11 protein-coding genes are annotated in these 14481 nt (G+C 70.0%); 5 read left to right on the forward strand and 6 right to left on the reverse strand.

The features are described from left to right. Window positions 1-23: 23 nt before the first annotated feature. The 3 genes from ACGFU7_RS19965 to ACGFU7_RS19975 form a co-directional block, all read right to left on the reverse strand. A complete protein-coding gene (locus ACGFU7_RS19965; protein ID WP_393697339.1) occupies window positions 24-491 on the reverse strand; it encodes a hypothetical protein in 468 nt (155 codons plus the stop codon). A 177-nt stretch (window positions 492-668) separates the two neighbouring features. Next, complete coding sequence (locus tag ACGFU7_RS19970) at window positions 669-1652, reverse strand: GlxA family transcriptional regulator (protein ID WP_393697340.1); 984 nt, start codon at window positions 1650-1652, stop codon at window positions 669-671. A gap of 111 nt (window positions 1653-1763) precedes the next feature. Next, complete coding sequence (locus ACGFU7_RS19975) at window positions 1764-2627, reverse strand: S1 family peptidase (RefSeq protein ID WP_393697341.1); 864 nt, start codon at window positions 2625-2627, stop codon at window positions 1764-1766. Between the two features lie 158 nt (window positions 2628-2785). Here ACGFU7_RS19975 and ACGFU7_RS19980 point away from each other — a divergent pair, with 158 nt between their 5' ends. From ACGFU7_RS19980 to ACGFU7_RS20000, 5 genes are all read left to right on the forward strand, one after another. Continuing rightward, on the forward strand, window positions 2786-3868 hold the full coding sequence (locus ACGFU7_RS19980) for a GlxA family transcriptional regulator (RefSeq protein WP_393697342.1): 1083 nt from the start codon (window positions 2786-2788) through the stop codon (window positions 3866-3868). Window positions 3869-4060: 192 nt separating this feature from the next. Next, window positions 4061-7933: an endo-alpha-N-acetylgalactosaminidase family protein gene (locus ACGFU7_RS19985; RefSeq protein ID WP_393697343.1), complete on the forward strand. Its 3873-nt coding sequence runs from the start codon at window positions 4061-4063 to the stop codon at window positions 7931-7933. A gap of 89 nt (window positions 7934-8022) precedes the next feature. Beyond that, entirely contained in the window at window positions 8023-10368 is a 2346-nt protein-coding gene (locus ACGFU7_RS19990; RefSeq protein WP_393697344.1) for a polysaccharide lyase 8 family protein, read from the forward strand. A gap of 339 nt (window positions 10369-10707) precedes the next feature. Then, complete coding sequence (locus tag ACGFU7_RS19995; RefSeq protein ID WP_114246860.1) at window positions 10708-12291, forward strand: acyl-CoA carboxylase subunit beta; 1584 nt, start codon at window positions 10708-10710, stop codon at window positions 12289-12291. A gap of 66 nt (window positions 12292-12357) precedes the next feature. Further along, a complete protein-coding gene (locus tag ACGFU7_RS20000) occupies window positions 12358-12561 on the forward strand; it encodes an acyl-CoA carboxylase subunit epsilon (protein WP_093897832.1) in 204 nt (67 codons plus the stop codon). Between the two features lie 237 nt (window positions 12562-12798). Here ACGFU7_RS20000 and ACGFU7_RS20005 read toward each other — a convergent pair whose 3' ends face one another. The 3 genes from ACGFU7_RS20005 to ACGFU7_RS20015 form a co-directional block, all read right to left on the reverse strand. Beyond that, window positions 12799-13380: an ATP/GTP-binding protein gene (locus ACGFU7_RS20005; RefSeq protein ID WP_014048542.1), complete on the reverse strand. Its 582-nt coding sequence runs from the start codon at window positions 13378-13380 to the stop codon at window positions 12799-12801. Next, a complete protein-coding gene (locus tag ACGFU7_RS20010) occupies window positions 13361-13975 on the reverse strand; it encodes a DUF742 domain-containing protein (protein ID WP_393697345.1) in 615 nt (204 codons plus the stop codon). The genes ACGFU7_RS20005 and ACGFU7_RS20010 overlap by 20 nt, the downstream gene beginning before the upstream one ends. Before the next feature lie 89 nt (window positions 13976-14064). After that, window positions 14065-14478 (reverse strand): roadblock/LC7 domain-containing protein, encoded by a 414-nt coding sequence (locus ACGFU7_RS20015; protein WP_030980891.1) that lies wholly within the window; start codon window positions 14476-14478, stop codon window positions 14065-14067. Window positions 14479-14481 lie beyond the last annotated feature (3 nt).

Consider the following 14481-nt stretch of genomic DNA (forward strand, 5'->3'; position numbering starts at 1 on the left):
CGGCCGGTGAGGTGAAACCGTGGTCAGCCCATCGCCATGACGACCGGCTTCTCCGCGGCCATCAGCATGTACGGGGCCTCCGGATCGGCGTTCACCGCTCCGACCCACCGGTTGTAGAACGCGGTACCGGAATTCGCGGTCGAGCTTGAGTTGACCTCGAACAAGGCGAATGCCCAGACGTTCGAGCAGATCAGGACGAACTCCTGAGCAGTGACACCACGAAGGGCGGCAGCGGCCGCTTTGGACCAGCGTCGATCGTTCTCGGCGAGGTTCTCGGCGATGAAAGCCCGGAGATCATCGCGTGACGTCTGGTTGCGCTTGAAGACTTGACGGGTGAACTGTCCTTGCACGCGCTGCGAGTTGAAGGGGTAAGGAACCCACATCCAGCTCCACCCCGGCCCGGTCCCGTTCCACTCGACTTCCGCATCCGGATAGTCGTGGTTGGAGATCACGGATTGGAAAGACTTACCCGGAGCGTCCAGCTTGAGCATGCTGCCCCCTGATGTCATCCGTCGGTGAGCCGCGGCAGCGGACGCGCACCACCCCCACCGCGTGCTCGTCATTCGGTAGCAGGCTACGTGGAGGGCTTCCGGGTGAGGGCCGGCTTTCGGGGAACTTTTCCACTGTTCCTGCATACGCCCGTGGTCGAAGGAGCAATTCCGGCCTGTTCAGCGCCTGTTCACCACTGTCCGCCCCGATGTGGCCCGCCTCGCGCGGGTCCGGTAGGCGCGTGGTGTGGTGCCCGTCAGCCGGGAGAAGTGGTGGCGCAGGCTGGCCGGCGAGGTGAAACCGCACCGGGCCGCCACCCGCTCCACCCCTTCGTCGGTGTCCTCCAGCAGTTCGCGGGCCCGCTCCAGCCTCCGGCGCAGCAGGTACTGGGGCGGGGTGGCGCCGGTCTGCGCGTGGAAGCGGCGGTTGAGGCTGCTGAGACTGATCCCCGCGTGCGCGGCGAGGTCCGCCGGGGTCAGCGGGAGGTGCAGGCGGGCCTCCAGCCAGCGCAGCGTCGGTTCGATGCCCGCGCTCTCGGTGAGTTCGCGGTCGATGGTCTCCTGGACGCGGTCGCCGTGGGGCAGGAGCGGGGTGAGGAGTTTCCGGGAGGTCTCACCGGCCACCCGCTCGCCGTGGTCCTGGGCCAGCAGGCGCAGGCAGACGTCCAGGCTGCCGAAGATCCCGGCCGAGGTGAGGAACCGGCCGTCCGTCACGACCGTGCCGATCGGATCGACCTCGATACGGGGGTGGAGGCGGGCCAGCTCCTCGGTGTGGCGCCAACCGGTCGTGGCGCGGCGGGCGTCCAGGAGGCCGGTGGCCGCGAGGGTGAAGACGCCCGTGCCGGTCGCGCCGATGCGGCAGCCGCGTGCGGCCGCGGCCCGGAGTGCCGCGAGCACCTCGGGCGTGGGCTCGTCGCGGGGGCCGTCGCCGTCCTGGCCGGGGACCAGGACGACGTCCGCGTCGGCGAGGCCGTCGAGCCCCCACGGGACGGAGATCCGGAGCGGTGCGGGTGCCCCCGTGGCGGTGAGGCCGAGGGCGGCGCAGAGCCGCACCTCGTAGTCGGCGTCGGGGCGGCCGGTCGTCGCTGTCCCGAAGACCAGCCCGGGGGTGGTCAGCTGGTGTCCGGGGAGCCTGTCAGGCACAAGAACGGCGATTACGGACATATTCAGAATCTATCCGAGGGTAGGGGGACGGGGGAGCTGCGGTGGTCAGGGCGTACTCGGACGTACCCGGGCGGGCCGACGGACGGTCCGCCCGCCCGGGTACGTGCCGCGTCAGCGGTGCGAGTGGATGGTCTTGTCGATCCACTTGGAGTACGCGGGAACGTTGGTGTACATGCCGGGGCCGGTGCCGCAGGTCGGGTCGGTGTCCCCGTCGCCCGACGTGGCGCCGACCAGCTCCCAGCGCCCGTCCCGGCCGTGCTGGATCTGCGGGCCGCCGGAGTCGCCGAAGCAGGCCATGGCGCCCGGAGTCTTGCTGATCGTGCAGATCCGGGTCTTGTCGGCGCGGCCGGGCGAGCACTCGTTCACGGCACCGATGCGGGTGTCCAGCTGCTTGAGCTTGTCCGGGAACACCGCATCGGGGAGGTAGTCGGTGTCGCGCACGGTACCGAAGCCGAGCAGTCGCGTCGGGGTGCCGGGCCGGCCCACCGACTTGGCGATGCGGATGGGCTTCTCCGAGACCGGGCGGTCCAGCTCGACGAGCGCGATGTCGTTCGTGCTGGGTTCGGATTCGACGTCGTAGGCGGGATGGGTGACGGTCCGCTTGATGTGGCGCACGGTGCCGCCGGACTCGCGGTCGTCGGACCCGATGCGGACGATGCCGTCCAGCGCCTCCGGGTTGACGCAGTGGGCCGCTGTCACCAGCCAGCGCGAGGTGATCAGCGATGCGCCGCACTGGGCGCGTACGTCGATCGTTTCGCCGTCACCTGTTGGGAACTTGGCCGTCTGCGGGAGCGTGGCCATGAACGGGTAACGCTGCGTGGCCTCCTGCCCGTTGACGATGGCGTTGGCGCTGCCGGACATGGCCGTGACGCAGGCCGTCGCGGCCAGGGCGACGACGGCGACCCGTCCCGCACGGCGGGAGAGGGACTTGCGGGACCGGGACGGGCCGGCGGACGGCGAGCTGCGTGTGAACACGGGTGATTCCTTCGTTCCGATGCGCGTCGTGCGCGTGGTGGATGTGCGAACCGGCTGCCGGGCGTTCTCTCGCTTCCGGTGCCGCGCAACACCCATCCTCCGTATCGGTCCCGTCCGGAAAAAGCGGTCCTGATGTCACCCTCGGCTAAATTCTGGACATGCCAGTGATCGCCGTCCTCGCGCTCGACGGGGTGCCGGGCCATGAACTCACCGGGCCCGGAATGTGCTTCGGCACAGCCGCCCGGCACCACCCGCATGTCGCGTACGAGCTGCGGTACTGCACCGCTCCCGGCTTCCGCGGGACCGGCTCCCCGGCGCCCTTCCGCATCGACACGCCCTGGGGCCTGGAAGGGCTGGCGGACGCCGACACCGTACTGCTGCCCGGACACGCCGGTTTCCGTGACGAGCCGGAACCCGAGGTCGCCGACGCCCTGCGGGCCGCCGCGGACCGGGGCAGCCGCATCGGCGCGTTTGGCACCGGGACGTTCACCCTCGCCGCCACCGGGCTCCTCGACGGATGCCGGGCGGCCACCGGGCGACAGTACGCGGCGGAGCTGGCGAGGCGCCATCCCCGCGTCGAGGTCGACCCGGAAGGGGCCGTCGTGGACGCGGACCCGTTCCACAGCGCGGCCGGAGTGCTCGGCGGCCTCGATCTCTGCCTGCACCTGATCACCCTGGACCACGGTGTGCCGGTCGCCATCGAGACCGAACGGCAGGTCTTCATGCAGCTCCACGCACCTGCCGATGCCGAGGACGCCACGGGGCCCGCAATCCGCCACGGGACCGGCCCGCACTCCCTCGGGCCCACGATCCGGTGGATGGAGGCCCACCTCGACCACCCGCTGACGCTGAAGGACATCGCCGGCCACGCGGGGCTCACCGTCCGCGGCCTGAACCGGCGCTTCCGGGCCGAGACCGGGCTCTCCCCGCTCCAGTACCTCCTGCGCGCCCGCGTCCAGGCGGCGCAGCGCCTGCTGGAGCGCGGGGACGAGCCGGTGGAGCGCATCGCCGCGCGCACCGGACTGGGCACACCCGCCAATCTGCGCCACCACTTCCAGCACCACACGGGCACCGGCCCGCGTATCTACCGCACCGCCTTCCGCTCCCTGGTGGCCGCCCTGACCTGGGTGGACGGCAAGCACGCCGAACCGGCGGAACCCAACGGGCCGGCCGGTGCCGACACCGATCCCGACCCGTCCGGCAGCGCCGACGATCGCCGTGCCGCGAGACGCCGTACCTGACACCGGCATCGCGTACCGAAACCGGCGCGATCGGCCCGGGGCGCGAGGCGGTCCGGCCGCCCCGCCCCCAAGACGTCGGCCGGTGGACGCGTACGGTCCACTTGGACTTACGCATCACGGTTGTTGGACTGGAACGCCCCGAAGAGCCGTACGTCGTTGACGGTGTCCGGACAGGGGGACTACTCAGGGCACATGTCGCGAAGATTCACTTCGGCGGGCGCTGTCGCCGCCGCCTCAGCCGCCGTCCTGGCGCTGGTGGGGACCGCGCTCCCCGCCACAGCCGCCGCCCCCTCACCCGCCGCAGTCGAGTCGGCCGTGCCCGCGGGCGCCACCGTCATCGGATCCGCGCAGCTCTCGGTCGCCGTCGCCGACGACTTCCCGCGCGTCCTGGCGTACACCGACAAGGCGAGCGGCGATCAGCTGCTCGGCAGTACGCAGCCGGTCACCGCCGTCACCCTCAACGGCACCGCGCACCCCGTGAAGCTCAAGGGAGCGCCCGAGGTCACCGCCTCGACCGCCCGCTACACGCTGACCTTCACCGACCTGCCCGGCATCGAGATCGACGCCTCGCTCTCCGTCTCCGGCCGCGCCACCACCTTCAAGGTGACGGCCGTCCGTGACACCGAGGCGTTCCGCGTCGGCACCATCGACATCCCCGGCCACGACCTGGTCTCCGTCGGCTCCACGGACACCGGCGCCGCCACCGCCTTCACCCGGCTGGACAACGACTCGACGAAGACCGCCGACGTCTTCGCGAAGGTCACCGCGGACACCGCCGCCGACAAGGCGCCGGTCGGGGCCTCGTACGCGATCGTCAACACCGGCTCGCTCGCCGCGGCCGTCGAGTCCAACTCCTCGTACGACAAGCCCTCCGGCGCCACCGGCGGCGACGACGCCCGGTTCTGGCACCAGGCCCGCAAGGCCGACGACGGCAGTGTCCGGGTCGGCGTCTGGTCCGGCCAGTGGACCTACCGCGGGGACGGGGCGCCGAAGCCGGAGAGCGGGAACAACCTGCCCTGGGCGAAGGTCGTCGTCACCCCCGACGCCAACGGCGACAAGTCGGTCGACTGGCAGGACGGCGCCGTCGCGTTCCGCTCCATCGGCGTCCAGGCGCCCGGCAGCAAGGACACCCCGGACCGGGTCGTCACCCACATCCCGTTCAACTTCGCCAGCCAGGCCACCCACCCCTTCCTGCGCACCCTCGACGACGTCAAGCGGGTCTCCCTCGCCACCGACGGCCTCGGGCAGCTCGCGATCCTCAAGGGCTTCGCCTCCGAGGGCCACGACTCCGCCCACCCCGACTACGGCGGCAACTACAACAAGCGCGCCGGCGGCCTGAAGGACCTCAACGAGCTCCTGAAGGACGGCAAGAAGTGGGGTGCCACCTTCGGCGTCCACATCAACGACACCGAGGCGTACGCGGAGGCCAACGCCTTCGACGAGAAGCTCGTCGACAAGACCAAGCCCGGCTGGAACTGGCTCGGCCAGAGCTACTACATCGACCAGCGCCGCGACGTGAACAGCGGCGACCTGGCCAAGCGGATACAGCAGCTGCGGGACGAGACGGACCGCAACCTCAGCCTGCTCTACTTCGACGTCTACTACACGCACGGCTGGATCCCCGACAAGACCCTCCAGGAAGTGCAGGAGCAGGGCTGGAACGTCGCCACCGAGTGGGCCGACAAGTTCGAGCGTGGCTCGCTCTGGTCGCACTGGGCCAATGACCTCGACTACGGCCCCGCCACCAACAAGGGCCTCAACTCGAAGATCATCCGGTTCATCCGCAACGGTGAGAAGGACGTCTGGAACAACGACCCGGTCCTCGGCCAGACCGCGATCCAGGAGTTCGAGGGCTGGACCGGCGAGACCGACTGGAACGCCTTCTACGACAACATCTGGCAGCGCAACCTGCCCGCCAAGTACCTCCAGCAGCAGAAGATCACCCGCTGGGACGGCAATGACGTCACCCTCACCGGTGGTGTCCGGGGCACGGTCGAGGACGGCAAGCGGACGTTCTACGACCACGGCCGCAAGGTCCTGAGCGGCACCGACTACCTGCTGCCGTGGGACGGCGGGAAGAAGCTCTACCACTACAGCAAGTCCGGCGGCACGAGCAGCTGGGCGGTGCCGTCGAACGGCACGTACACCGTCTACGAGCTCACCGACAACGGGCGGGTCAAGTCCGGCACGGTCAAGCCGTCCGGCGGGAAGATCACGCTGACCGCCAAGGCCGGTCAGCCGTACGTCCTCTACCCGCAGCAGGCGCCGAAGGCCGCCGACCCCAAGTGGGGCGAGGGCACCCCGGTCGACGACCCGGGCTTCAACGACAAGGGGCTCGACGCCTGGTCCAAGACCGGAACCGTCGCCCGGGAGACCGACGGTAACGGCCTCGACAGCGCCGAGCTCTCCGGCACGGGCACGGCCGCGCTCTCGCAGCGCATCGACGGCCTCACCCCCGGCAAGCGCTACACCGCGTCCGCGCTCATCGAGGTCCAGCCCGGAAAGACCCGGCACACCACGCTCTCGATCGGCGGCAGGTCCGTCGCCGTGGACCGCTCCACCGCCAAGGACCAGGTCGCCGCGTCCGAGCGGCACGGTACGTACTTCCAGCGGGCCAAGGTGAATTTCACCGCCCCCGCGAACGGCCGCACCACCCTGCGCATCGAGGCGGCCAAGGGCAGCGCCGCGAGCGTGCGGGCCGATGACGTACGCATCGTCGCCAACGCCCCGACGACCAAGGAGAACACCCTCTCCTACGAGGACTTCGAGGCCGTGGACCAGGGCTGGGGCCCCTTCCTCAAGGGCGACGCGGGCGGCTCCACCGACCCCCGCACCGTCATCTCCCAGCTGCACGCCCCGTACACCCAGGCCGGCTGGAACGGAAAGCTGATCGACGACGTCATCAGCGGCAAGGAGTCCCTCAAGTCCCACGAGGAGAACGCCGGACTCGTCTACCGCACCGCCCCGTGGACCGTGCCGATGGCCGACGGGCACCGCTACAAGGTCGAGTACGACTACCAGTCCAGCCACGCGGGCGCCTACGAGTGGGTCGACGGCTACGACCGGATCACCGCCGACGGAAAGCCCGACTCGGTCGAGACCCGGACCACCGCCATCGGACAGCAGCGCACCACCGGCCACTTCGCCGAGACCGTCACCGCGGGCTGCGGCGACAGCTGGACCGGACTGCGCAAGCGCGACGACGCCCCCGAGGGCGCCGACTTCGTCCTCGACTCCTTCACCGTGACCGACCTCGGCCCGGCCCCCGCCTCCGAACAGGCCGCCTGCGGCACCCTCGGCATCGACCCGGCCGCCGAGACCCTGGAACCGGGCACGGCCAACACCGTCAAGGCGAGCTTCACCAACTACGAGGCCACCGCGGCGACCGGTGTCGCGCTGAGCCTGACCGTCCCCGAGGGCTGGAAGGCGGAGCCCGCGGGCGCCGTCACCTTCGACTCGGTCGCGGCGGGCGCCAAGGTCACCGGCAGCTGGCAGGTCACCCCGCCGGTGGACGCCAAGTACCAGACGTACAGCCTGAGTTCCGAGGCGACGTACACCGTCGGCGGCGCACAGCGCACGCTCGGCGCGCAGACCTCCGTACGGACCCTGCCGCCGCCGCCCACCACCGACAGCTGGGCCAGCGACCTGGACTGGACGGCCTCCGAGAACGGCTGGGGCCCGGTGGAGAAGGACCTCTCCAACGGTGAGACCGGCACCGGTGACGGCTCCCCGCTGACCATCGGCGGCGCCGTCTACACCAAGGGCCTCGGCAGCCACGCACCGGCGAAGGTCCGCTACTACCTGGGCGGGAAGTGCACCTCGTTCACCGCCCAGGTCGGCGTGGACGATGTGCAGAAGAGCGCCGGCAGCGTGCAGTTCTCCGTCACGGCCGACGGCACCGAGAAGGTGAAGTCGCCCGTGCTGAAGGCGGCCGACAGCGCCTGGTCGCTGACGGCGGATGTCACCGGCGCCAAGTACGTCGAACTGGTCGTCGGCGACGGCGGCGACGGCAATGGCAACGACCACGCGGACTGGGGTGACGCACGCTTCCATTGCGGTAGTTGAGACCGCAGGATGCGGGACGGGTGCGCATGGCGGGCACCCGTCCCGCACCTGTATGCGATGGCCTTCCCCCCGACGAACCGGAGCCGCACATGCCGAACCCGCCCGTATGGCCGCGCCGCACTCTGCTCACCCTCTCGGCCGCCACCGCCCTGGCGATCTCCCTCCCCGGTTCCGCGACGGCCGCGGCCGCCGCCGAGGCCGACGAGTTCGACACCCTCCGCCTGCGCTGGGCCGGGATCGCGCTCGGCGCCGGCTTCGACGCGGCCGCCGAACCGTACGCCTCCCGCCTCGCCGAAATCGGCACACTCGCCAGGGGGTTCCGTTCCACGATGAGTCCGGCCGCCGACTCGCTGTGGCCCGGCATCACGTACAACCCGCCGTCCGGTATCACCCAGGGATACAGCCGCCTGTGGACGATGACCCAGGCGTATGCCCAGCCCGGCACCGGGTCGACCGGCGACGCCGCCCTCCTCGCCGACATCATCCGCGGCTACGACCACCTCGCGGCGACCGCCTACCACGCCTCCGTCACGCCCTACGGCAACTGGTGGGAGTGGCAGATCGGCAGCCCGCGCATCCTCATGGACATCACGTCCGTCCTGTACGAGCAGCTGGGCGCGGCCCGCGTCGAGGCCGCCTGCGCCGCCGTCGACCACTTCATCCCCGACGCCGTGCTCCGTGACTACAGCGGCACGTCCACCGGCGCCAACCGCGTCGACCTGTGCCGCTCCGTCGCCCTGCGCGGCGTCCTCGGCCGGGCGCCCGCGAAGGTCGCACTGGCCAGGGACGCACTGTCACCCGTCTTCCCGTACGTCACCGGGGGAGACGGTCTGTACGCGGACGGGTCGTTCATCCAGCACACCACCATCGCCTACTCCGGCACCTACGGCCAGGTGATGCTCGACGGCCTCGGCCGCCTCTTCGCACTGCTCGCCGGGTCGACCTGGGCCGTCACCGACCCGAACCGGCAGATCATCCTGGACAGCGTCGAGCGCGCGTATGCGCCGCTGATCTACAACGGCCTGGTCATGGACAGCGTCAACGGCCGTGCCATCAGCCGCGGTTACCTGAAGAACGACGATCTTCAGGTGATGCGCAGCGACCACTTCCACGGGCGGGGCGTCATCGCCGGGATCGCCCTCCTCGCCGCGGGTGCTTCGGCGGCCGAGCGCGACCGGTGGCACGGCATGATCAAGGGCTGGATCGCCCGCGACCGCACCGGCCCGATCCTCACCGCCCGCCAGTTCGGCATCGCGGACCTTGCCCGGCTGCACGCCGTCCAGGCCGCCGCCGTGCCGGCCGCACCCGAGCGGGTGGGCCACCACCTCTTCGCCGAGATGGCCCGCGCCGTGCACCGGCGTCCGGACTGGGCCGTGGGCATCTCCATGGCCTCGGAGCGGATCTCGCACTACGAGTGCGGCAACGGCGAGAATCCGCGCGGCTGGCACACCGGCGCCGGAATGCTCTACTGGTGGCCGGGCGAGAAGGAGAACGACCAGTACACCGACTGGTTCTGGCCGACCGTCGACTTCTACCGCCTGCCCGGCACAACCGTGTCCACCAAACGGCTCGCCGACAGGGCGGGTGGCGAATGGGGCGCACCCAAGCCCGCGGTGAAATGGGTCGGCGGCGCCACGGACGGCGAATTCGGCGCGGTGGGCCAGCACCTCAAGGGCCTCGGCTCGACCCTGGACGCCCGCAAGTCATGGTTCTGCGTCGCCGATACGGTCATCTGCCTCGGCGCCGGCATCACCAGCACCGACAAGGTTCCCGTCGAGACGATCGTCGACAACCGCATGCTCGGCGAGAACGGCACGGACCCCCTCACCGTCGACGACCGCACAAGCCCCCGCTGGGCCCACCTCACGGGTCACGGCGGCTGGGTCTTCCCCGGCGGCGCCGGCCTGCGCACCCTGCGCGAGGACCGCACCGGCGCCTGGTCCGACATCAACACCACCAGCTCCACCGAGCGCCGGACCCGCCGCTACCAGACCCTCTGGCTCGACCACGGCACCGACCCGGTCGACGCCGGGTACGTCTACCTGCTGATGCCCGGCGCCTCCCGCCGTACCGTCGCCGCGCGCGCGGCCGACCAGGGATGGCTGACCGTGCTCGCCAACACCGCCGCCGTGCAGGCGGTCGCCGTCCGCTCGCTGGGGCTGACCGCCGCCAACTTCTGGCAGCCCGGCGCGGCCGGTCCGCTCACCGTCACGGCCGCGGCGAGCGTGCTCGTACGGGAGGGTCGGCGTTCGACGACGGTGTGCGTCAGCGGGCCGGACCGGACCGGCGGGCGGGTGGACGTGGTCTGGGAGCGGCCGGTACGGGAGGTCGTCTCGGCGGACCCGGGGATCGAGGTGCGCGCCATCGGCCGGCGCCTCGTGCTGAGGGTCGAACCGGGAACGGCGGGAGGCACCCTGCGGTGTGACGTCCGGTAGACGCCGGGGCCCAGGAGGAGTGGGGACGCAGGGCCGGGATATTCTCGCGGAACTCCGCCGTGCGTCCCGCCCCGGTGACCGGTGCGGGACCGGTGCAGAACCGGCCGGGATGGTGTCCGGAAGCTCCAGGACCCCCGACCGGACCACACTCCGAGGCTGACATGGGTGTGCGGCAGACCACAGTGTCCCTTTGTCGGACCCGCACAAAGTCGGACCCGTACGGGCTGGTACTTCGCCTGCATGCCCCCAAGCTTCTGTAAGGCTCCGCCAGGAAACAGGTCAGGAGACTGTACGGAGTCGACGGCAGGATTTACTTGCCCGGCTTCGTAGGGTCGGTACATGACCGTTGTGGACGAAACCCCGGGCGAGCCGAGTGACACCCGTGGCCGTGTGGCCGAACTGCTGGCACTGCGCGAGCAGGCCCGGCGCGGACCGAGTGACCGGGCGACCGAGGCGCAGCACGCCAAGGGCAAGCTGACGGCGCGTGAGCGCATCGAGCTGCTGGTCGATCCGGGTTCGTTCAAGGAGGTCGAGCAGCTTCGCCGGCACCGGGCGACCGGTTTCGGCCTGGAGCAGAAGAAGCCGTACACCGACGGTGTCATCACCGGCTGGGGCACGGTCGACGGCCGCACGGTCTTCGTCTACGCACACGACTTCCGGATCTTCGGCGGCGCGCTGGGCGAGGCCCACGCCACCAAGATCCACAAGATCATGGACATGGCCATCTCGGCCGGTGCCCCGCTCGTCTCGCTGAACGACGGCGCGGGCGCCCGTATCCAGGAGGGCGTCAGCGCGCTCGCCGGATACGGCGGGATCTTCCAGCGCAACACCCGGGCCTCCGGTGTCATCCCGCAGATCAGCGTGATGCTCGGCCCGTGCGCGGGCGGCGCGGCCTACTCCCCGGCGCTCACCGACTTCGTTTTCATGGTCCGCGAGACCTCCCAGATGTTCATCACCGGACCGGACGTCGTGAAGGCGGTCACCGGTGAGGAGATCAGCCAGAACGGCCTCGGCGGCGCCGATGTGCACGCCGAGACCTCGGGCGTCGCGCACTTCGCGTACGACGACGAGGAGACCTGCATCGCCGAGGTCCGCTACCTCATCGGGATGCTGCCGTCCAACAACCGCGAGAACCCGCCCACCGTGGCGAGCGACGACCCGGCCGACCGGCGCGGCGACGTCCTGCTGGACCTGGTGCCGGCCGACGGCAACCGCCCGTACGACATGCACAAGGTCATCGAGGAGCTCGTCGACGACGGCGACTACCTGGAGATCCACGAGCGCTGGGCCCGCAACATCATCTGCGCCCTGGCCCGTCTGGATGGCCAGGTCGTCGGCATCGTCGCCAACCAGCCGCAGTCCCTCGCCGGTGTCCTGGACATCGAGGCGTCGGAGAAGGCGGCCCGATTCGTCCAGATGTGTGATGCATTCAACATTCCCATCATCACTCTTTTGGACGTACCCGGCTTTCTCCCCGGGGTGGATCAGGAGCACGGTGGAATCATTCGGCACGGTGCGAAGCTGCTCTACGCGTACTGCAACGCCACTGTGCCGAGGATCTCGCTGATCCTGCGCAAGGCCTACGGCGGTGCGTACATCGTGATGGACAGCCAGTCCATCGGTGCGGATCTGACGTACGCCTGGCCGACCAACGAGATCGCGGTGATGGGCGCCGAAGGTGCCGCCAACGTCATCTTCCGTCGGCAGATCGCCGACGCCGAGGACCCGGAAGCCATGCGGACCCGCATGGTCAAGGAGTACAAGGCCGAACTGATGCACCCGTACTACGCCGCCGAGCGCGGCCTGGTCGACGACGTCATCGACCCTGCCGAGACCCGCGAGGTGCTGATCGCCTCGCTCGCCATGCTCCGCTCCAAGCACGCCGACCTGCCGTCCCGCAAGCACGGCAACCCCCCGCAGTAGTCCGCGGTCCCCGCAGCGACCCTGCCGAGCCCGCGAAGACCTGCCGAGAAGACGGAGAAACCGCCCATGAGCACTGCCGCCGAGTCCGTGCTGCGTGTCGAGAAGGGTCTTGCCGACCCCGAAGAGCTGGCCGCCATAACCGCGGTCCTGCTCGCCCGCGCCGCCGCCCAGCCCGCAGCGACCCCCGCCCACCGCGGCCGCAGCACCGCAGGATGGCGCCGCCTGGAACGCACCCCGGGCTTCCGCGCCCCGCACTCCTGGCAGGGCTGACAGACGCTCTCACACGTGAGGCCCCGCACTCCTGGCAGGGCTGACAGACGCTCTCACACGTGAGGCCCCGCACTCCTCCGGGAGTGCGGGGCCTCACGCATTGCATGGTCTTCGGCCACGCTCTGTCCTCGATTGCCCGGACGGGCGTGAAATCAAGCCCGTCGAGGGGCTCCCCCATGCCCTTGAGGCTATGGGGGAGACTGAGGACAATACGGCTGCCGGACGACCGGCGAACCCCTACCGCAACCGCGCCATCAGCGCATGCTCCACAAGCGTGATCAGCGCACTCTTCGCGTCCGCACGGTGCCGCGCGTCCGTCGTGAGAATCGGCGTGTCCGGCCCGATCTGGAGCGCTTCGCGGACCTCGTCGGGGGTGTAGGGCTGGTGTCCGTCGAAGCCGTTGAGGGCGATGACGAAGGGGAGCCCGCTGTTCTCGAAGTAGTCGACGGCGGGGAAGCAGTCGGCGAGGCGGCGGGTGTCGACGAGGACGACGGCGCCGATGGCTCCGCGGACCAGGTCGTCCCACATGAACCAGAAGCGGTCCTGTCCGGGTGTACCGAAGAGGTACAGGATCAGGTCCTGGTCCAGGGTGATGCGGCCGAAGTCCATCGCCACCGTCGTGGTGGTCTTGTCCCCGGTGTGCGTCAGATCGTCGATGCCCGCGGACGCGGACGTCATCACGGCTTCGGTGCGCAGCGGATTGATCTCCGAAACGGCACCGACGAACGTGGTCTTACCCACGCCGAAGCCCCCTGCCACCACGATCTTCGCGGAGGTAGTGGAGCGGGCTGCTCCGCCGCTAGAGCTTGCGAAGTCCACTGAGCACCCTTTCGAGCAGTGTCACATCTGGCTGGCCGCCGGCGGACTCGTCGCCGCCGGGCTGATGGATAGCGACGAGTCCGGCCTCTGCCAGGTCGGCTACGAGGATCCGGGCAACGCCGAGCGGGATCGAGAGCAGTGCCGAAATCTCGGCGACCGACTTGATCTCGATGCACAGCCGGCAGATCCGCTGGTGCTCGGGCAACTGCCCTTGCAGCCGGGACGGATCGGCCGTGGTACTGACCAACGCCTCAATGGCGAGTTGGTAGCGCGGTCGGGTCCGGCCGCCGGTCATGGCGTACGGACGGACCAGCGGATTGTGCGCGGCCGGTACAGCCGGCTCGGGGGCCTTCCGTGGCTGTACGGGCTGAATACGGGGCGGCTGGGGCGCGTCGTAGCGGTGCGGCCGCTGCGGCGGCCACCCGGACCCCTGCTGGGCGCCCTGCGGCGGCTGCTGAGGCTGCGAAAAGGGCTGATACGGCTGCTGCGCGCCCTGTCTGCCGGGTGTGGAGGGGAAATTGAAACGATTGTCCCCGTGCTCACCCGGCACGTTCCGGCCACCGTCGTACCGGTGTCCGCCTGGGGGTGTTGCCACGATTCCTCCTCCGCCTGCCGGTCCCGATTCCAGTGGGTCCGCGCCACCGCACTTTATGGCTCGGTGGCGCGAAACGCACTGTCTGTCTACTAGTTAAGGAGACTTCCCTGAAGTTCGGCGCGGAGGTCCGGGGTGAGGACGGTGCCCGCGCGGTCGACAAGAAGGGCCATTTCGTACCCAACCAGACCGATATCAGCGTCTGGATGTGCGAGAACGGCCAGTGAAGATCCGTCGGAGATGGACATGATGAAGAGGAATCCGCGCTCCATCTCCACAACTGTCTGATTCACGGCGCCTCCCTCGAAGATCCGCGAGGCGCCCGCGGTCAGCGAGGTCAGACCGGAGGCGACAGCCGCCAGCTGGTCCGCGCGGTCGCGCGGAAATCCTTCGGACATGGCCAGCAGGAGTCCGTCGGCGGAGACCACCACCGTGTGCGACACCCCGGGGGTGTTGTCCACGAAGTTGGTGATCAACCAGTTCAGATTCTGCGCCGCCTGGCTCATCGG

Source organism: Streptomyces sp. NPDC048473, from assembly GCF_043200155.1.
Lineage (GTDB): Bacteria > Actinomycetota > Actinomycetes > Streptomycetales > Streptomycetaceae > Streptomyces.